At 56.9% G+C, this 18,926-nt stretch carries 18 protein-coding genes; 6 read left to right on the forward strand and 12 right to left on the reverse strand.

The genetic code is table 11. The features are described from left to right. Positions 1-8 precede the first annotated feature (8 nt). The 9 genes from rpoS to AAC076_RS10050 form a co-directional block, all read right to left on the reverse strand. Entirely contained in the window at positions 9-1,064 is a 1,056-nt protein-coding gene (rpoS, locus tag AAC076_RS10010; protein WP_339845193.1) for an RNA polymerase sigma factor RpoS, read from the reverse strand. Between the two features lie 127 nt (positions 1,065-1,191). After that, the gene (locus tag AAC076_RS10015) at positions 1,192-1,962 is read right to left on the reverse strand and encodes a peptidoglycan DD-metalloendopeptidase family protein (protein WP_339845084.1); all 771 of its coding nucleotides are present in this window, start codon (positions 1,960-1,962) and stop codon (positions 1,192-1,194) included. A 94-nt stretch (positions 1,963-2,056) separates the two neighbouring features. Continuing rightward, positions 2,057-2,938: a DUF368 domain-containing protein gene (locus AAC076_RS10020; RefSeq protein ID WP_339845196.1), complete on the reverse strand. Its 882-nt coding sequence runs from the start codon at positions 2,936-2,938 to the stop codon at positions 2,057-2,059. A gap of 53 nt (positions 2,939-2,991) precedes the next feature. Further along, entirely contained in the window at positions 2,992-3,666 is a 675-nt protein-coding gene (locus AAC076_RS10025) for a protein-L-isoaspartate(D-aspartate) O-methyltransferase (protein ID WP_339845087.1), read from the reverse strand. Next, positions 3,667-4,416, reverse strand: a complete 750-nt coding sequence (gene surE / locus AAC076_RS10030) for a 5'/3'-nucleotidase SurE (protein WP_339845089.1) — start codon at positions 4,414-4,416, stop codon at positions 3,667-3,669. After that, positions 4,416-5,474 (reverse strand): tRNA pseudouridine(13) synthase TruD, encoded by a 1,059-nt coding sequence (gene truD / locus AAC076_RS10035; protein WP_339845199.1) that lies wholly within the window; start codon positions 5,472-5,474, stop codon positions 4,416-4,418. Before truD ends, surE begins: the two co-directional genes overlap by 1 nt. Positions 5,475-5,488: 14 nt before the next feature. After that, complete coding sequence (gene ispF, locus AAC076_RS10040; RefSeq protein ID WP_339845091.1) at positions 5,489-5,962, reverse strand: 2-C-methyl-D-erythritol 2,4-cyclodiphosphate synthase; 474 nt, start codon at positions 5,960-5,962, stop codon at positions 5,489-5,491. A gap of 59 nt (positions 5,963-6,021) precedes the next feature. Then, on the reverse strand, positions 6,022-6,870 hold the full coding sequence (gene fghA, locus AAC076_RS10045; protein WP_339845093.1) for an S-formylglutathione hydrolase: 849 nt from the start codon (positions 6,868-6,870) through the stop codon (positions 6,022-6,024). Between the two features lie 30 nt (positions 6,871-6,900). After that, on the reverse strand, positions 6,901-8,013 hold the full coding sequence (locus AAC076_RS10050; protein ID WP_339845095.1) for an S-(hydroxymethyl)glutathione dehydrogenase/class III alcohol dehydrogenase: 1,113 nt from the start codon (positions 8,011-8,013) through the stop codon (positions 6,901-6,903). A gap of 113 nt (positions 8,014-8,126) precedes the next feature. On the opposite strand from AAC076_RS10050, the gene AAC076_RS10055 reads away from it, so the two are divergent. Then, positions 8,127-9,023 carry a LysR substrate-binding domain-containing protein gene (locus AAC076_RS10055; protein ID WP_339845097.1) on the forward strand — a complete coding sequence of 299 codons (897 nt, stop codon included), beginning with the start codon at positions 8,127-8,129 and terminating at the stop codon, positions 9,021-9,023. Positions 9,024-9,092: 69 nt separating this feature from the next. Here the strand turns inward: AAC076_RS10055 and AAC076_RS10060 are convergent, their stop codons facing one another. Genes AAC076_RS10060 through AAC076_RS10070 form a run of 3 tightly spaced genes read right to left on the reverse strand, consistent with a single transcriptional unit; the run spans position 9,093 to position 12,152 of the window. After that, entirely contained in the window at positions 9,093-9,890 is a 798-nt protein-coding gene (locus AAC076_RS10060) for an ABC transporter ATP-binding protein (protein ID WP_339845099.1), read from the reverse strand. Between the two features lie 13 nt (positions 9,891-9,903). Further along, positions 9,904-10,779 carry a nitrate ABC transporter permease gene (gene ntrB, locus AAC076_RS10065; RefSeq protein ID WP_339845100.1) on the reverse strand — a complete coding sequence of 292 codons (876 nt, stop codon included), beginning with the start codon at positions 10,777-10,779 and terminating at the stop codon, positions 9,904-9,906. 32 nt (positions 10,780-10,811) lie between these two features. Next, entirely contained in the window at positions 10,812-12,152 is a 1,341-nt protein-coding gene (locus AAC076_RS10070) for a CmpA/NrtA family ABC transporter substrate-binding protein (protein WP_339845101.1), read from the reverse strand. A 588-nt stretch (positions 12,153-12,740) separates the two neighbouring features. On the opposite strand from AAC076_RS10070, the gene AAC076_RS10075 reads away from it, so the two are divergent. From AAC076_RS10075 to AAC076_RS10095, 5 genes are all read left to right on the forward strand, one after another. Continuing rightward, positions 12,741-13,421 carry a VOC family protein gene (locus tag AAC076_RS10075; RefSeq protein ID WP_339845103.1) on the forward strand — a complete coding sequence of 227 codons (681 nt, stop codon included), beginning with the start codon at positions 12,741-12,743 and terminating at the stop codon, positions 13,419-13,421. Between the two features lie 73 nt (positions 13,422-13,494). Beyond that, entirely contained in the window at positions 13,495-14,274 is a 780-nt protein-coding gene (locus AAC076_RS10080) for an ABC transporter substrate-binding protein (protein ID WP_339845105.1), read from the forward strand. 92 nt (positions 14,275-14,366) lie between these two features. Then, positions 14,367-15,566, forward strand: coding sequence for an efflux RND transporter periplasmic adaptor subunit (locus AAC076_RS10085; protein ID WP_339845107.1), 1,200 nt, complete (start codon positions 14,367-14,369; stop codon positions 15,564-15,566). Positions 15,567-15,568: 2 nt separating this feature from the next. Next, on the forward strand, positions 15,569-17,539 hold the full coding sequence (locus tag AAC076_RS10090) for a MacB family efflux pump subunit (RefSeq protein ID WP_339845109.1): 1,971 nt from the start codon (positions 15,569-15,571) through the stop codon (positions 17,537-17,539). Then, entirely contained in the window at positions 17,529-18,920 is a 1,392-nt protein-coding gene (locus tag AAC076_RS10095; protein ID WP_339845111.1) for an efflux transporter outer membrane subunit, read from the forward strand. The genes AAC076_RS10090 and AAC076_RS10095 overlap by 11 nt, the downstream gene beginning before the upstream one ends. Positions 18,921-18,926: the final 6 nt, after the last annotated feature.

The raw sequence follows: 18,926 nt of genomic DNA on the forward strand, positions 1-18,926 counted from the left end.
GACCGATTTCAGGTACTGAAAATTGATTCACCGCTGAGGCCGTGATGCTCGAGAATTTCACGCAACCGCTTGAGCGCCTCCACCTGTATCTGCCTGACTCGCTCACGGGTAAGACCAATCTCGCGACCCACTTCTTCCAGCGTACTGCTCTCGTGCCCACGCAAACCGAATCGACGAGTAACCACTTCACGCTGCTTCTCGCTCAGTTCGGACAACCAATGATCAATGCTCGTATTGAGATCGTCATCCTGTAAGAGGTCACATGGGTCGGTAGCTTGATCGTCGGTCAGAGTATCGAGCAGGGTCTTGTCTGAATCAGGACCAAAGGACATATCAATAGAGGCAACGCGCTCATTAAGTCCGAGCATGCGCTTCACATCTTCGACGGGCTTGTCGAGCAGTTGGGAAATCTCTTCCGGAGATGGCTCGTGATCGAGCTTCTGAGTAAGTTCACGGGCTGCCCGAAGGTAGATATTCAGCTCCTTCACAACATGAATCGGCAGACGGATCGTGCGGGTCTGATTCATGATTGCCCGCTCGATGGTCTGCCTGATCCACCAGGTGGCGTAGGTCGAGAAACGAAAACCACGCTCTGGATCGAACTTTTCAACAGCCCTGATCAGGCCAAGATTGCCCTCTTCGATCAGGTCCAGCAGAGTCAGACCGCGATTCACGTATCGCCGAGCAATTTTCACCACCAGGCGCAGATTACTCTCGATCATACGCTTGCGACCCGCAGGATCGCCCTTTTGCGCCAGGCGGGCAAAATGGACTTCTTCTTCCGGGGTCAGCAACGGCGAGAAACCAATTTCGTTCAGATACAGCTGAGTCGCATCCAGCTGTTTGGTAAATTCAAAGGCGTTTTCACGTTTATGAGTACGCGGTGTAACGGGGGCGCGCCTGACTGTAGCGCTTTCGCCTGGGACCGAGCCAGATGACTCGGACTCGCCTGACGGTTCGTCGACACTGCTGCTATTAGATTTCCCTTCCAGCGTTGCCACGTCCTCATCGAGGACCTGTCCGGATTCCATTTTGTCATTCAACGCCATGCTTGCATGCCCCATTTCGGTTCGAATCACGTGCGGTATGCGCTTCCAGACCGCCGATGCGCTTTTCATAACATCCGACAACCTATTCGGTCTATGGTTCTGCCAGAAAGCCAACATCAGTACTGATAGTTGCCGATTCAAGTTACAGCTTGGGTAAATAAACCAGCGGATCCACTGGTTGTCCCTTACGACGTATTTCAAAATGTAACTTAACGCGGTCAGTTCCTGTGCTACCCATTTCTGCGATGGTCTGACCGGAGCGGACCTTATCTCCTTCCTTGACCATCAGCCGGCTGTTGTGGGCGTAGGCGCTAAGGTAGGTCTCGTCATGCTTGACGATGATCATTTCCCCGTAACCCAACAAACCACGACCTGCATAAACAACCGCTCCATTAGCAGCCGCTTTCACAGGCTGCCCCTGTTTACCCGCAATATCAATGCCTTTATTCAAACTTCCGTTTGACTGAAACCGCGAAATCAACGTCCCCTGCGCAGGCCAACTCCAACCGGATACCTTAGCTGGAAGGTCGGGAGTGGCGACAGGCTTGGAAGGTGCTGTTCGGACCACAGGAGGCTTCGGATTCGGTGCAGGAGGTGTGAATATTCTCGGCGCGCTGGGGCGTGGCGTTGCCACAGAGGGTGCCGCTGAGCGGCGGCCGCCTTGCGGACGCAGGCTGATTTCCTGACCAGGATAAATAGTATAGGGCTCACGCATATTGTTGGCCCTGGCCAGCTCCTTCCAATCCCAGCCATAACGGAAGGCGATCTGGTAGAGGGTCTCCCCCCGCTGCACTCGGTGCGTACCGGAGGTAACCGTTTGCATCTGCTTGCCACCGCCGCGACCACGATCATCTATAGGCACAACGCCCGATGGACCGGCACAGGCTGTGAGCATAAACGCGAGCAGCAGCAAACCCAGTTGTTTGACTCCAGACACGGCAATTCTCACGTCAGACACATACGGCCCCTGGCCTGTTTGAAAAACGGACTGCATCAGGTGGCGGCCATCAATCTGTTTGCCGCCCCAACCACTCCAGTGTCATTACTAATACCACGGCCAACAGCATCAACGCCAACCCGGCTTGCCAGTAAGACGGCTCCCCGACAATAGATTCAAACTGCGTGGGCCACAGGTTCTCCTGCTGCAGCGCGACAGACTCGCCCTTGCTATTTTCCCGCCAGGTAAGGGTCTGCTTCCATGGCCACACCATATTTAGCGATCCGATGAGCAGTCCTGTCAAAAATGCCAGCGTGACAGACCGCACATGACTCAACAGCCATCCCAGCAACCTGGAAAAACACAGAAGCCCTGTCACACAGCCGAGCATGAAGATGCCTAACATAGCAACTTCAAACTCTTTCACCGCATTGAGCACTGCGCCATACAAGCCGAGCAACAAGAGGATGAAGCTACCGGAGATACCCGGGAGAATCATCGCGCAAATAGCAATAGAGCCAGCCAGAAACAACATCAACGGAGTTGCTTCCCACTGCAGCGGAACCGCCACCGTAATCAGATAGGCGAACACCGCTCCGCCAATCAATGCCGCCAACGTTGCAGCGTTCCAACGCCCGATCTGTTTTCCTACCAGCCATATGGAAACAAGAATCAGACCAAAGAAGAATGCCCATATCAGTTGTGGCCAGGCTACCAGCAAGTAACTGATCAGACGTGCCAGACTGGCGATACTGGTTAATATGCCAGCGAACAGAACAAGCAGAAATATCCCGTCGATTGCAGCCCAGGTCTCCCGCCAGCGGCCCTGACAAAGCCAGACAAGCTTGGCGGGCGTGCATGCCGCAATAGCAGCCAACAGCCGCTCGTAAATCCCGCTTATAAAGGCGATGGTGCCACCGGAAACCCCCGGCACAACATCGGCGGCGCCCATGGCCAGGCCTTTGAAAAAGATGATGCACAGAGAACGAAAGCTATCCGGCTTGCTCAAGATCGTATGGCTCCTGCCAATAGAGGGACAAAGTTCACTGGCTCAACCTGCTGGCGGATAAATTCGTCGCCGTCACGAATGACCAGGGTAAGAAATTGTTCGTGTTGACCTACCGGAATCACCATGCGACCACCGTCAGCCAGTTGGTTCAATAGTTCTACCGGTACTTGAGCAGGCGCCGCGGTCACCAGAATGGCATCGTATGGCCCGTATTGAGGCCAGCCCCAGTTACCATCTGAATGCCGGAAAACCACATTGCGGACATCAATTGCCTTGAGTGTTTCCTTGGCCCTTTCCTGCAAGGGGTAGATTCGTTCAACGGTGAAGACACGCTCTACTACCTGGGCCAACACGGCGGTCTGATAACCGGATCCGGTGCCGACCTCCAGCACCTTGTCCAGCGGCCCGCCACCCAGCAGCAGTTCGGTCATGCGCGCTACGATATAGGGCTGCGACAAGGTCTGATTGTGACCAATAGGTAGGGCGGTATCTTCGTAGGCCCGATGGGATAACGCCTCATCCACGAACAGATGCCGGGGCGTACGGCGTATTGTTTCCAGCACATGGAGATTGCGGATACCTTCTTCGAAAAGGCGCTCGAGCAGACGCTCCCTGGTTCGCTGTGACGTCATGCCGATGCCGTGACGATTCATGTCTTCACGTGCAGCCATTCACTCAAGCCCCTTGAGCCATTGTCCAAGGTGATCGAACACCTCGAAATGGGTCTTGTCCACTCGTAAGGGCGTCACCGAGACGTAACCCTGCAAGACCGCATGGAAGTCGGTACCTTCACCGCCGTCCTCGGCATCACCGGCTACGGAGATCCAGTAACCTTCCTTGCCGCGCGGGTCGACCCAACGAATCGGCTTGGCAGCTCTCTGGCGATGCCCCAGACGGGTAAGACGAATGCCCTTGATCTGATCGATAGGCAGATTGGGTATATTCACATTAAGGATGGTGCGGGGTGGTAAATCCAGTTGATCGTGGGTTTCTACCATGCGTCTGGCAATACTCGCCGCCGTACTCATGTTGTCTCCCTGACGACCTACCAGGGAAAACGCCATGGCCGTACGCGCTAGAAAACGACCCTCGAGTGCCGCAGCCACCGTCCCGGAATACAGAACATCGTCGCCCAGGTTGGCACCATGATTGATACCTGCCACCACCATATCGATGCTGTCTTCGTAAAATGCGTTTAGCCCCAGATGAACGCAGTCGGTGGGCGTACCGTTCAGCCCGACAAAGCCGTTCTCCAGGGTAAAGGGCCGCAACGGGCGATCCAGACTCAACGAGCTGCTTGCGCCACTGCGATCCTCGTGGGGTGCTACAACTACGCAATCGGCGTAATCAGTCAAGGCACCATGCAAGGCCTTTACCCCAGGCGCCAGCACGCCGTCATCGTTGGTGATCAAAATTCGCATCAGAGTTCGCTTTCCAGTCCGCCGCCCGGCTCGTCATCAAGTATGACCAGCTCACGTAACACCGCTGTCGCAAAACAACCGGTCGGCAAGGTGAATTCAAGTTCAAGGCTGTCCGGTGAGGGATAATGCCATGCCAACGCCTCGATGGGGAGGCGCAAGATTCTACGTGCCTGTTCGAGCCCGGCTTTTTCCAGCCACCGTGTCAAAACGTTCTCGCCTGCAGCCATCTCCTGCTCCATCTCCCGGGTCTGCCCGCTAACCGAGAGCTCGCCTACGCCCCATAGGGGCCCGGTTGGATGCAGATCCAGGGCGGCCAATCGAGAATCGTTGACTTCAAGCCGTTCGGCGGCAAATTGACTGCGACTGTTGGTGAACGCCAGGCAATCACCAGGCAACACGCGATTCCAGGAGCCATCAGCCACACGCTTGGCCAGCAGTTGATTGAATAACAGACTGCGGGCAGTGGACAGCAATCGCGAACGTGTGCCCCGAGCCGGCGGTAGCGCCTCCCGAGCAGCCCAGCCTTGCGCGTCAAAAACATTACTGCCACCACGCCCAAAGCGCTGGGGCCCAAAATAATTAGGAACACCCTGTCGGGCAATCTGCTGGAGGCGTTCTTCCAACGCAGGTAAATCAGCATCAAGCCGGTTAAGACGTATAACGAAACCGTTCGCGCTGTGCGCACCGCGCTGCAACTTTCGGCTGTGCCTGCGCATTTCCAGACATCGCAGGTTATCGCCCCACAGAATGGAAAAATCGGGATCCTCGCGACCGGGCAATTGCAGGCTGAACCACTGACTGGTCACAGCCAGTCGATCCTTCATTCCGGCGTAGCTGACATCGCGCAATTTGACGCCCGCTATGCGGGCAAGCTGCCTGGCCACTTCTTCGGTATTCAGGTTGCGCTTTTCGATCAGCAACCAGAGATGCTCTCCTGCCCCGCTGAGTTCGATATCCATGACTTCAGTGACGCGAAAATCCTCAGGAGAGGCTTTCAATACAGCTCGACCACAAGGCTCACCCCATGCAAGGGGACCCAGCAGATCGACACTGGCAATTGACGGGGAGTCGTTCATAGGGGCAGCAGCAAGGCTACTGCGTGGACCGCGATGCCTTCCTCGCGCCCTACAAAGCCAAGCTTTTCGGTAGTAGTAGCCTTGACGTTGACCTGATCACGGCCAACCTGCAGGTCGGCAGCGATAACGTCACACATTGCGGCAATGTGAGGTGCCATTTTGGGGGCCTGGGCGACGATGGTCGCGTCCATGTTTCCAACCTGCCAGCCCTTCTCCCGCACCAGAGCGAATGCGTGGCGCAGCAACACGCGGCTATCTGCGCCCCGAAACCGCTCGTCGGTGTCCGGGAAGTGCTGGCCGATATCACCCAAGCCCGCAGCGCCAAGCAAGGCGTCAGTGAGCGCGTGCAGCAGAACATCGCCATCCGAATGCGCGACCAGGCCCTTGTCGTGCGCAATCTGCACTCCACCAAGGATAATGGAATCGCCTTCGCCGAAACGATGAACGTCATAACCGTGTCCGATACGCATGAAAATCTCCCGTATTTACAAGGTGGAGATCTTACAGGGTGGCGGACAAAGCTTGAAGCTCAGGCGCGACCCAGTGCCTCGGCGTGATAGCGCAGGTGATCCTCGATGAAGGTGGCAATAAAGTAATAGCTGTGGTCGTAGCCCGGCTGGCGACGAAGTGTCAGGGGGTGCCCCACGGCGGTTGCAGCCGCTTCCAGCGCCTCGGGTTTCAACTGCTGAATAAACTCGTCACCTTCACCCTGATCAACCAGCAGCGGCAAACGCTCCTTGGCGCCAGCGATGAGCTCGCAGGTATCCCACTTTTTCCATTGCTCAGCATCGCTGCCCAGATACCGCCCGAGCGCCTTCTGACCCCAGGGGACCTGACTCGGATTGGTAATCGGCGCCAGGGCCGATACCGACTGATAATGCCCCGGGTTTTTCAGAGCACAGATCAATGCGCCGTGGCCACCCATCGAGTGACCAAAAATGCTGCGATGTTCCGACACCGGAAAGTTCGCTTCAATCAGTTTGGGCAGCTCATCCACCACGTAGTCATACATCCGGTAATTGCGTGCCCAGGGCTCCTCTGTGGCGTTGAGATAGAACCCGGCGCCCATGCCGAAATCGTAGGCGCCATCAGGATCATCGGGCACACCTTCGCCGCGGGGGCTGGTATCCGGAGCGACAATGACGATACCCAGTTCGGCCGCGACCCGCTGTGCACCGGCCTTCTGCATGAAGTTCTCGTCGGTACAAGTCAGCCCCGACAGCCAGTAGGCTACCGGCAGAGGCGCCCCCTGATCGGCCTGCGGCGGCAGATAAATGGCAAAGGTCATATCGCAGGAGGTCGCGGTAGAGCGATGACGATAACGCTTGTGCCAGCCGCCAAAACTCTTGTTGGCTGAAATAAGTTCGATAGTGGACATGTAAAAACCTCTTTGAGCTTGCCGCTTGCTTTAAAAGTGGATGACTGTGCGGATGCTCTTGCCTTCATGCATCAGATCAAACGCCTTGTTGATGTCCTCAAGACCCATGGTATGGGTGATAAAGGTATCCAGCGGAATCTCGCCACTTTGCGACTTGGCCACGTAGCCCGGCAGCTCGGTACGGCCCTTGACGCCGCCGAATGCACTTCCGCGCCAGACCCGGCCGGTCACCAGCTGGAATGGGCGCGTACTGATTTCCTGGCCAGCCCCGGCAACACCGATAATCGTCGATTCGCCCCAGCCTTTGTGGGCGCACTCCAGTGCTGCTCGCATCAGCTGTACATTGCCAACGCACTCGAAGGAGTAGTCCACACCGCCATCGGTCATCTCTACGATGACTTCCTGGATCGGCTTGTCATGATCCTTTGGATTGACGAAGTCGGTGGCGCCCAGCTCACGGGCAATATCGAACTTCGCCGGATTGATATCGACCGCGATAATGCGGCTCGCCTTGGCCATGGTCGCACCGATGATAGCGGCCAGACCTATGCCGCCCAGGCCGAAGATAGCCACGGTTGCGCCCTCCTCGACCTTGGCGGTATTGAGTACAGCGCCAATTCCGGTGGTGACGCCACAGCCCAGCAAGCAGACTTTTTCCAGCGGCGCGTCCTTGGGAATCTTCGCCAGTGAGATCTCAGGTAGTACGGTGTATTCGGAAAAGGTCGAGCAGCCCATGTAGTGATAGATAGGTTTGCCCTGGTAGGAGAAGCGTGAGGTGCCATCGGGCATTACGCCCTTGCCCTGGGTACCGCGAACGGCCTGGCATAGATTGGTCTTGCCTGATTTGCAGAATTTGCACTCGCGGCACTCGGCTGTATACAGCGGAATCACATGATCGCCGACCTCAAGCGAGGTCACACCCTCACCCACCGCTTCAACTATCCCGCCGCCCTCATGGCCCAGAATAGCCGGAAAGATGCCCTCCGGGTCTTCACCCGAGAGTGTAAAGGCGTCGGTGTGGCAAACACCGCTGGCGACGATACGGACCAGCACCTCACCCTTCTGTGGCGGCGCCACATCAACTTCGACGATCTCCAAGGGCTTACCGGCCTCAAAGGCAACTGCGGCTCGTGATTTGATCATGGGTTTTCTCTCCTGAGGGAAATTACGATGGGAACAGTGTAGTAGATGCGCCAGACGTGGATAATAGGCCCCAAGACAAAACATTATTGCCAAATAGAGATAATCAAAGGGTCATGAACAATTGGGATGGTCTGGATGAGTTCGTAAGCGTAGCCGAGCTGGGGCAATTCAGCAGCGCAGCAAGACAGCTGGGCATGTCGTCGTCCCATATCAGTCGGCAGATCGCGAGGCTTGAGGATCGGTTACAAACACGGCTTTTCTATCGCAGCACTCGCAGGGTGAGCCTTACCGAAGCAGGCCAGACATTTCTGCAGCATTGCCAGCGTCTGCAGGATGCCCGCGAGGAAGCGCTACAGGCCATAGGCGACATGGGCGGTGAGCCCAAGGGACTGTTACGCATGACCTGCGCTGTTGCCTACGGGGAAGATTTCATCATGCCGCTGGTCAACCAGTTCATGCAACGCCACCCGCAACTGCGGATCGAAACCACCTTGACCAATCAGACCCTGGATCTGCTGCATGGCAGCTATGACCTCGCCATTCGTCTTGGTCGGCTACCGGACTCCAGCATGGTAGCAACAAAAATCGCCCCCAGGCGCATGTACCTATGCGCCTCCCCTGGCTATCTTGAACACCATGGCGCACCCCACAGCCTGTCAGAACTCCCCCGGCACAACTGCCTGGTGGGCAGCAGCGACAGCTGGGATTTTCAACAGAAGGGGCGTGAACTGACTATCCGGGTGCAGGGAAACTGGAAATGTAATAGCGGCAAAGCAGTACTGGACGCCGCCCTGCTGGGCTTCGGTCTATGTCAGCTACCGGATTATTATGTACGCGAGCATCTGCAAAGCGGCGCATTGCGCTCGCTCCTCAACCAGCATCAACCTCCGCATACTGCAGTATGGGCCTTGTATCCCCAGCAGAGGCATCTTTCGCCCAAGGTTCGGCAATTGATAGAGCTACTCAAGCAAGGGCTGGCAGAGCGGCCCGAATACCGGGAGGAAGTGTGATGCCAAACAAACGAAAACCGACGCAGCCAGAAGGTCACGTCGGTTATCGAGGGGATCTGCTTGAAAAACCTAGGCTGCGTCTGCCTCCTTCCTCTGCTTCTCGTATAAAAAGCGCAACACGGCCTGTCGGTACTGGTTGTACTTTGGGTCGTCGGTCATCTCGATGCGATCACGAGGCTTGGGCAGGTCGATCTCAAGGATCTCTCCAATGGTGGCCCGCGGGCCATTCGTCATCATAACAATCCGATCCGATAGCAACACGGCTTCATCCACGTCGTGGGTGATCATCAGCACCGTGTTTTTCAGTTCTCCCTGGATACGCATGACCTCATCCTGCAGGTGCGCACGGGTCAGTGCATCCAAAGCCCCGAAGGGTTCGTCCAGCAAAAGCACCTTGGGCTCAATCGCCAACGCCCGAGCAATGCCTACCCGTTGCTTCATACCGCCGGAAATTTCGGTTGGTAGCTTATCGAGCGCATGGCTCATGTGCACCATGTTCAGGTTATGCCGGATCCACTCATCCTTCTCCTTGGATGATTTGTTCTTGGCCACTTTGTTCACCGCGATAGCTACGTTCTGGTAAACCGTCAGCCAGGGCAGCAGCGAATGGTTCTGAAATACCATGCTGCGGTCCGGTCCGGGATCGCGCACCTCCTTGCCATCAAGTATTACCGCACCCGCGCTGGATTCAATCAGTCCGGCGACGATATTCAACACTGTCGATTTGCCGCAGCCGGAGTGGCCGATAATAGAGATGTACTCCCCACGATCCACTTTCAGATTGATATCCGTCAGCACTTCGGTCGATACGGCGCCCTTGGTAAAGGTCTTGGACATGCCTTCTATCGTCAGATAAGCATTACTCATGATTGCTGCTCCTTTAACTGGCGGACGTGCCGCGGGTAACCAACTGCCCCACCCAGGCCACCAAGCGGTCGAGAATGAAGCCAACTATGCCGACATAGATCAAGGCCAGGATGATGTCGCTTATCAATGAGGCGTTCCAGGCATCCCAGATGAAGAAACCAATGCCCACCCCTCCGATCAGCATCTCGGCAGCAACAATCGCCAGCCAGGACAAACCAACACCGATGCGCAGGCCGGAGAAGATATAGGGTGCCGCAGCAGGCAACATGATCTTGGCGAAGTATTCGACACCGTTCAGCCGCAATACTCTGGCAACGTTGCGGTAGTCCTCGGGTATGTTACGGATACCCACCGAGGTATTGATGATGATCGGCCAAATCGCGGTAATGAAAATCACGAAAATCGCTGACGGGTTGCTGTCCTGAAAGCCCGCCAGGGAAATGGGCAGCCAGGCCAGCGGCGGAACCGTACGCAACACCTGAAATATCGGGTCAAGTCCGCGCAAGGCCCAGGTCGACTGACCCACCAGCACACCCAGCCCCACGCCCGCTATCACCGCCAGCGTGTAACCATAGGCAACCCGCTCGAGACTGGCGAGAATCTGCCAGGCCATGCCCACGTCATTGCCGCCATTGTCGTAGAAGGGACTGATGATCAATTCCCAGGTATCAGTCACCACCTGGGTGGGCGGGGGCAGCGCTGCCCCCTCCATCGAGCACAGCATTTCCCAAATCACCAGTGCGGCAATAAGTATTATCAGCGGCGGCAACACCTGCTGGACGAAAACCTGGGTGCTACGCACCAGCCATGCCGGAGGCTGCGTGTTGTGACGCGGATCGGGGTAAAAGCCTGTGGCCTTACCCGGATCAATTTTGACATTGGCATTCATGCTGTTCTCCGTCTGCTCAATGGTAAGGGGTTTCAGGCGCGGATGGCCTTGATGGCCAGACTGTCCAGGTAGGCCTGGGGGTTCTCAGGGTCAAAGGTTTTACCATCAAAGAATTTCTCGATTCCCCGTGACGTAGAAGTGGGTATCTGCGCAGCTGGCACACCGAGGGAAGCGGCAGCTGAGCGCCACAAGTCCTCACGGTTGACCTTGTCGACCCATGCATCCATGTCCAGATCGGCGGGCAGATAGCCCCAGCGAATATCCTCGGTCAGGAACCATTTATCATGGCTCTTGTAGGGGTAGGACGCGTGGTCTTTCCAATAGCGCATCTGGTGTGGGCTGTTTTCCACAACGCGTCCTGTGCCGTAGTCAAAGTTACCCTTCATGCGCTCGACTACATCCTTGAACGGCGCATTGATCCAGCGGCGCTTGGAACAGATTTTTGCCACTTCTTCGCGATTGGCCGGGTCTTCGCAATACATCTGCGCCTCCATCACTGCCATGATCAACGCCTGGGTCGAGTTTGGATTGGCATCGACCCAGTCAGCACGCATACCGAAGGCCTTCTCCGGGTGGTTATGCCAGAGCTCGCTGGTGGTGAGTGCCGTATAGCCAATCTTCTGGTTGATCAGCTGCTCGTTCCAGGGTTCGCACACACAGAAAGTGTCCATACTCCCGACCTTCATGTTGGCCACCATCTGCGCCGGAGGCACGACAATCGTCGCTATGTCGCTGTTGGGATTTATTCCGCCCGCCGCCATCCAGTAGCGAATCCACAGATCGTGGGTGCCACCCGGGAAAGTCATCGCGGCGCTCACGGTTTTCCCACTGGCCTTCTTGGCTTCCAGCGCAGCCTTGAATGACGTGCTGTCCAGGCCAACTTTGATATCCATATACTCCTGGCCAACGGAAATGCATTGGCCTCCCAGGTTCAGACGGGCGAGGATATACATGGGCGTGGGAATGTTATTGGCGGTCATGGCGCCGGTGCTGATCAGATAAGGCATGGGAGTCAGAATATGGGCGCCGTCGATACCGTTGCTCGCCGAGCCCAGCACCAGATTGTCGCGGGTTGTGCCCCAGGAAGACTGCTTCAGCACCTCGACATCGGTCATCCCATGTTTCTTGAAAAAGCCTTTTTCGTCAGCCACAAATAGCGGTGCCGCATCTGTCAGGGCAATGAAACCCAGCTTGGCCTTGGTGGTTTCCAACTTGTCGCTGCCGGCGGCCCAGGCCATGGAACGCATGCCAGGCGGTACCGCGCTCAAGAGCGCTGCACCGCCGACTGCGGCTATCGAATATTTGAGAAACTCCCGGCGCTTGATGTTATTGACCGGTTTGTTCTGACGATCGTTGAAAAAGCTGTCATCCATGGTCCTGCCCCCCGAAAAAAACACAAAAAAAACGGCGCCCCCCTGGTGATCGAAATTTATCGATACCGAGGTGGACGCCGTTGTCCGTTTGAAATGTGAGTGCTGGCCATCAAAACGCGGGCCTGACTGATCCTAAGCAGAATGTGTGCCAGAATCTGTTCCGCTGTTTGCCAATCTTGCGAGGCGCATTTTCCTCCTGATCAGACCGGTCCAGTCAGGACACAATCGGCGTGTGCCATACCTAAAAACCAGATCACAAGCTCTTAATTTCTATAGCAATCAGGGATGCACACCTTTCACGCCAACCCACGTTTTAGAGCCTCTAAACCGGCCAGCGTGCTAGTACTCCGCACCTCAAGGCCGAGTAGAAACTCTGCACATTAACGGAGCGCACGACCGACAACTGCCCCGGGCAGGTGCAGCCTGCAGTAGAACTTGCCAGGCCGTATCTGAAACCCGCCCCGCTAGCCCAGTGCACCGTAGCTCAATAGATCAGCCACATTGATCAACCTGAATTCCTCCGCTGATTGCTGGTTCAACCTGCTGTTAAATGGGCTAACGTCTATTCTTTTTAGCGAGCGTGAAATCATGCCTTTTGCCAAGGATTTTTTTGACGTTGGCCTGTTTACCAACAAGGCCGATGCTGTACGGGCCTATTACAGTGAACTGGGCCTGCCATTCGATCACACACTGAAGCTGGGTGGCGGAGTGCTGCAACACCGTTATCAAGCAGATCAGGCTGTATTGAAGATCAATGACGCTCGTACTCCCCTGCCTCCGCGGATCGAGAACAGCCCGCTGATTGAGCTGATTATCGCCTGTGCAAATTGCACTGTTCCAAGCACGGGCGCCGATCCGGACGGGACCATTGTTAGCATCGTGCCGCCGGGGCATAGGGGAATACAGGGGCTTGCTGTACGTCTAAGCGTGGCCAGTCCGGAAATCAGTCAGAAGTTCTACAAGGAGGCATTGGGACTTACCGATGTCTCGCCGGGCGTTATGGCGTGCGGTAGGAGCCTGTTACTGCTGGAGGAAACTAGCAAACCATCCCAGCCGGACGCCCCCCTGGCAGCTTTGGGGTTACGCTATCTTACGTTACAGGTATTCGACTGCGACGCCTCCTATGCCAGAGCCCTGCAGGCGGGAGCGATCTCAGGTCGAGCACCGGAAACGCTTGGCAATACCGCCCGTATTGCTTTCATACTTGATCCTGACGGAACATGGATAGAGATTTCGGAGCGAGCCTCGGTGACCGGAAAAAAGGTCTGATCCCCAGCCTTGTAAACCACTCCAGTTTTGCTTCTTGGGTAGTCAGATACGGTAGAAAAGGAAATCAACCGTCATGAGCTTCAAACCGGCAGTCAACGTTATCTCGGCCTGGGCTATCGCGTGCCTATCTACCCTGGCCAGCGCGCAGTCACAATCCGTTACGCTAGTGAGCGGCAATGATTACCCCCCGTTTACAGGCAGCGTACTGGCCCATGGGGGGGTGCTGACGCAACTGGTCAGGCAGGCTTTTGCTGCCGGCGACAAATCAAGCAGTGTCGACTTCAAACCCTGGGCCCGTGGTTATGAGGAGACCCTTCGGCTTGAGTACGACGCCACCTTTCCTTACTTGAGTACCCCCCTGCGGACTGCGAGCTTTCTTTTCTCAGAGCCCCTGTATCAATTGAATCTCAGGCTCTATGTTCGCAGTGACAGCCCCTGGAAAATCGGTACGCAGGAGGAACTCAGCAGAGCCATTTTTTGCCTGCCCGCAGGCTATGAAGTCAGTGGCTGGGTATACCGTGAAACTGAACGTCTGAACTTTGTGCGTCCGCGCAGCATGGAGCAGTGCCATGCGATGCTTCAGCTTGGCCGCGTGGATGTATTGATCAGCAATCCCGATGAACTCGCCTGGCAGGCTGTACCACCACTGCTGACCCCTCGTAATGTGCGCAAATTACCCGAGCCGTTGGATAACGTTACGCTCCATATGATCATTCCGCGAAATCATCCCCAGGGGCAGCAATTGATGGATGCCTTCAACAGCGGGCTGCAACAGCTGATTGAGAGTGGCGCGCGTGATCGATTGTTCCAGGCAAACCCGGACTACCAGCGCAGTCTTGGAGTGGAGCGTTGATACGCCTCTTTACAGAGTCTTTACCTTTCCGGTCCCCACCCTGACGCTACCGACTGTAGACTTGCCGCAGACACTTTACCCAGGGCAGGTTCATGCAGGCGGAGAAAACGCGTTCCCTCTTCACCATTCTATTGTCGACAGCAGTCCTATTGGCAATAGCGAGTGCTCTGGCCTGGTTTCTGTGGCTGGCACCACAGAGCCGTTCGGCGGACTACCTGACGACTGAGGTTCAGCGCGGCAATATTGAAGACAGCATCACCGCTCTGGGTACTCTGGGGCCGCTCGAATATGTGGATGTAGGCACCCAGGTATCCGGCCAACTGCTGCGTCTGCATGTGGAATTGGGCGACCGTGTCGAGGAAGGCCAACTCCTCGCCGAGATCGACCCGACCCTGTACCTGGCCAGGGTGGAGGCCAGCACCGCCCAACTTGAAAACCTGCAGGCCCAGCTAGCTGACCGTGAGGCCCAATATACACTCGCCCGTCTTCAGGCAGAGCGGCAACAGGGCCTGATCGCTCTGGATGCAACCAGTCAGGAATCGGTTGAAAGCGCCCAAGCCACCCTGCGCTCGGCCCAGGCGCAGATTGCAGCAATCAAGGCGCAGATACGCCAGACCGAGTCCACGTTACGTGGCGACCAGGCGGACCTCGATTACACCCGCATTAACGCACCCATGGCTGGGACGGTAGTGCAGCAGTTGGCAAATCAGGGGCAGACCCTGAATGCCAATCAGACGGCACCCGTGGTGGTACAAATTGCGGATCTGTCGACCATGACCGTGAAAACCCAGGTGTCTGAAGCAGATATCAGCCGGTTGGAAGTCGGCATGCCAGCCTACTTTTCTACCCTGGGCCGCCCCGAGCGACGCTGGGAAGGTACATTGCGCCAGATTCTGCCCACCCCCGAAGTAATCAACAACGTCGTCCTGTTCAACGCGCTTTTTGATGTCAGCAACAGTGATGGAGAGCTCCTGCCGCAAATGAGCGCACAGGTGTTCTTTATCCGCGAAGCTGCCGAGAACGTGCTGACCATTCCAGTCGCCGCGCTCGGCCAAGCCGTGCCGACCCAAGACATAAGGACAGGCGCAGCTAAAGAGGTGGGCGAGCGCTTTCAGGTTCAGATTCTAGATGCCCAGGGGCAAGTACAGTCACGAAGCATCCTTGTAGGTACGCGCACACGTGTTCTTGTTGAAGTATTGGACGGCCTGGAAGAGGGTGAACAGGTAATAACGGGTGGCCTGCCCGCAACTGCTGACGGCGATTCCAACCGCAGCTCCAGACGGTTCATGTAAGTATGGCAGACTCACTCATTCATCTACGGGGCATCAGCAGAACCTATCGTAACGGCGAGCTTTCAACCACGGTTCTGCATGATCTCAACCTGCAGATCAGGCAGGGTGAGTTTGTCGCTATTATGGGCGCCTCGGGTTCCGGCAAGTCGACCCTGATGCACCTGCTTGGCTGCCTCGATCGCCCCACTACCGGCCGTTACCTGCTACGTGGCCAGGATGTGACGAGCCTTGGGCGCGACGATTTGGCTCGGCTGCGCCGCGAGACATTCGGGTTTATCTTTCAGAGTTATCACCTGATTGCCTCAGCGAGCGCCACGGAGAATGTTGAAGTGCCGGCCATCTATGCGGGGCTTCAACGACTCGAACGGCGGGAAAGGGCCGAGTCACTCTTGACTGGCCTGGGACTGGGCGAGCGACTGCGCAACAAGCCCAGCCAGCTCTCCGGTGGTCAGCAGCAGCGTGTATCCATCGCCCGCGCGCTGATGAACGATGCTCAGATCATTCTCGCAGACGAGCCAACCGGTGCGCTGGACAGCCAGAGCGGCAAGGATGTACTGGCACTGCTTGCCCAACTGCACAGTCAAGGCAAGACAGTCATCATCATCACCCATGACGCCGATGTCGCCAGTCACGCCCAACGTCTGATCGAAATGCGTGACGGAAGGATCGTTCGCGACAGTGGTAGTGTGCCCGAATCGCTCTCCATCGAAACCGCGCAGGATGCCCCTTCTTCGGCTACGCAAGAACTCCGCGAAAAAGCCGTCGCCTCAACCCTGGCTGACACAGGAGAAGCAGTTCGAATGGCATTTCGAGCCCTTCGCGCGAACGTCTTTCGCACCGTACTGACACTGTTGGGCATCGTTATTGGCGTGGCGTCGGTAGTAGTGATGCTGGCAGTGGGTAATGGCGCACGCCAGGAAGTCATTGAGCGCATCAGCTCCCTGGGCACCAATCTGCTGTTAGTACGACCAGGCGCGCCGAATACCCGCAGGTCCCAGGACGGCTCAACCAATACGCTGATGCCTCTGGATGCTGAGCTGGCCAGCCAAATCGATAACGTGATCGCCGCCGTACCGGAGATGAGCGGGCGGGCTACCCTCAGGGCCGGCAACACTGACTACCAGACGCAGATAACCGCCACAAGCCCGGCCCTGCCGCTCGCCCGCGACTGGCCGGTGGCCAGCGGCGTGTTTCTTGAAGAAGAGGATAACCGTCGTTATGCGGCTGTCACCGTGCTGGGCACTACCGTGGCCGATAATCTGTTCGACGCCGAAGTGGATCCAATCGGCGAGTATGTGCTGATCAACAACGTGCCGTTTCAGGTCATCGGCGTTATGGCCCCGAAGGGCGCCACACCCTGGGGTACCGACCAGGACGATGTTCTCTTCGTTCCCCTGAATACGGGTAGCCTGCGACTCATAGGTCAGCGTCATCTGAACTCGATCACGGTAATGATCGATGATCTGGCCCAGGCAGATCTGACCCAGGAAACCCTGAGACAAACTCTGCTTCAGGCCCACGGCGGTGTCGAAGACTTCCAGATTCGCAATATGGCCTCCCTGCTGGAAAACGTAGCGGACACACAGAATACCTTCACTGTTCTGCTCGGCTCGATCGCCGCTATTTCATTGCTGGTCGGTGGTATCGGTGTAATGAACATCATGCTGGTCAACGTGACGGAGCGTACCCGCGAGATTGGTATCAGGGTGGCCACTGGAGCGCGCACCCGGCACATTCTTCAACAATTCATTGTCGAGGCTCTGGTGGTGTCAGCCCTCGGCGGCCTGCTTGGCGTTGCATTCGGCCTCGCGTTTGCTGCGGGCCTGCAAGCGCTGGGGACGGCAATTGAGTTCACTCCAGGGCCTGTATTGCTGGCATTTGGATGCGCCTTTGCTACCGGCCTGATATTTGGTTACATGCCCGCCCACAAGGCGGCCAATCTCGACCCCGTGGTGGCCCTCAGTGCTGACTAGATCCTCTCTGTTTTTTCTGCCGGCACTCCTGCTGGGCGCCTGCAGCCTGACCACTCCCATGCCTGAGCAGGCGGTGATTGCCCCCCAACAATGGAGTGCAGCTACCACTGATAATGCATGGCCCGAGACAGACTGGTGGCGGCAGTACCAGAGCCCCGCACTGGAGACACTGCTGGTCAGGGCGATTGCCGGCAATCTGGATCTGGCCACTGCTGCCAGTCGGCTTAGCCAGGCTGAAGCTCAACTGCGTCAGGCCCGCGCATCGCTGTCACCGCAGCTCACAGCCAGTACAGATGTGAACCGCAGTGGTAATAACGATACCGGTATAACGGCCTATGGCGGGGCTCTGACCACCCGTTACGAGTTGGATTTCTGGGGGCGCAATCAGGCTGTTACCGACGCAGCGCAGGCCACCTTGCAGGCCAGTGAATACGACGCCCAAACCCTGGCAATCAGCATCCAGGCGGGCGTTGTCAGCAACTGGCTACAGATTCTGGAAAACCAGCAGCGCCTGACGCTGGCCCGCAACAGCCTGGCTAATGCCGAGCGGGTACTTAAACTGGTCGAGACACGCTACCGCTTTGGAGCAACCGATAGCCTTGAGGTCAGCCAGCAACGCACCCTGGTCGCTCAGTTGCGTGCCAACCTGCCCGGCCTCGAACAACAAGCTCTGCAATTGCGCAACAGCCTGGTATTGCTGCTCGGCCAAGCACCCGATGCAGAGCTGCCCACAGGCGAAGCCCTTATCGACATCGCTGTGCCGCAGGTAGGCGTCGGTTTACCGGCCGAATTGCTCAATCGCCGCCCGGACATTCGCGCCAGCGAGGCGCGCCTGGTCGCTGCCAACGCCAATGTGACTGCAGCCAGGGCGGCGCTGTTTCCCAGCATCGCCCTTACCGGCCAGCTAGGGGTGCAAAGCGCCGCGCTTGGTACGCTGCTAAGCAGTCCGACAACTGGCTGGACATTGGCCGCAGGGTTAGCCCAGTCGATTTTCGATGGTGGCGCTCTCAGGTCACAGATAGACGTTTCCCGTGCTCGCCAGGAGGAGCTCCTGGTCGACTATCGCAGAACCCTGCTCGGCGCGCTCGGCGAAACCGATACCGCACTTGGCGCGGTTCAGCAGGCAAAGTTGCGCTACCAGTATCTGGAGCTGGCTACCACCGAAGCCGAACGGGCATTCAACCTGGCGGAAATCCGCTATCGGGCCGGTTCCATCGACCTTGTTTCCTTACTGGATACGCAACGCACCTGGTATCAGAGTCAGGATACGCTCATTCAGCAACGAGCAATCCTGCTGCTTGCCAGCGTTGACCTGTTCCGCGCACTGGGCGGTGGCTGGCGCGAACCTGTGCTGGTTTATGAGGTAACCGAGGTAGGGTAAGCTGGC

The organism is uncultured Halopseudomonas sp. (genome assembly GCF_963977355.1).
Lineage (GTDB): Bacteria > Pseudomonadota > Gammaproteobacteria > Pseudomonadales > Pseudomonadaceae > Halopseudomonas.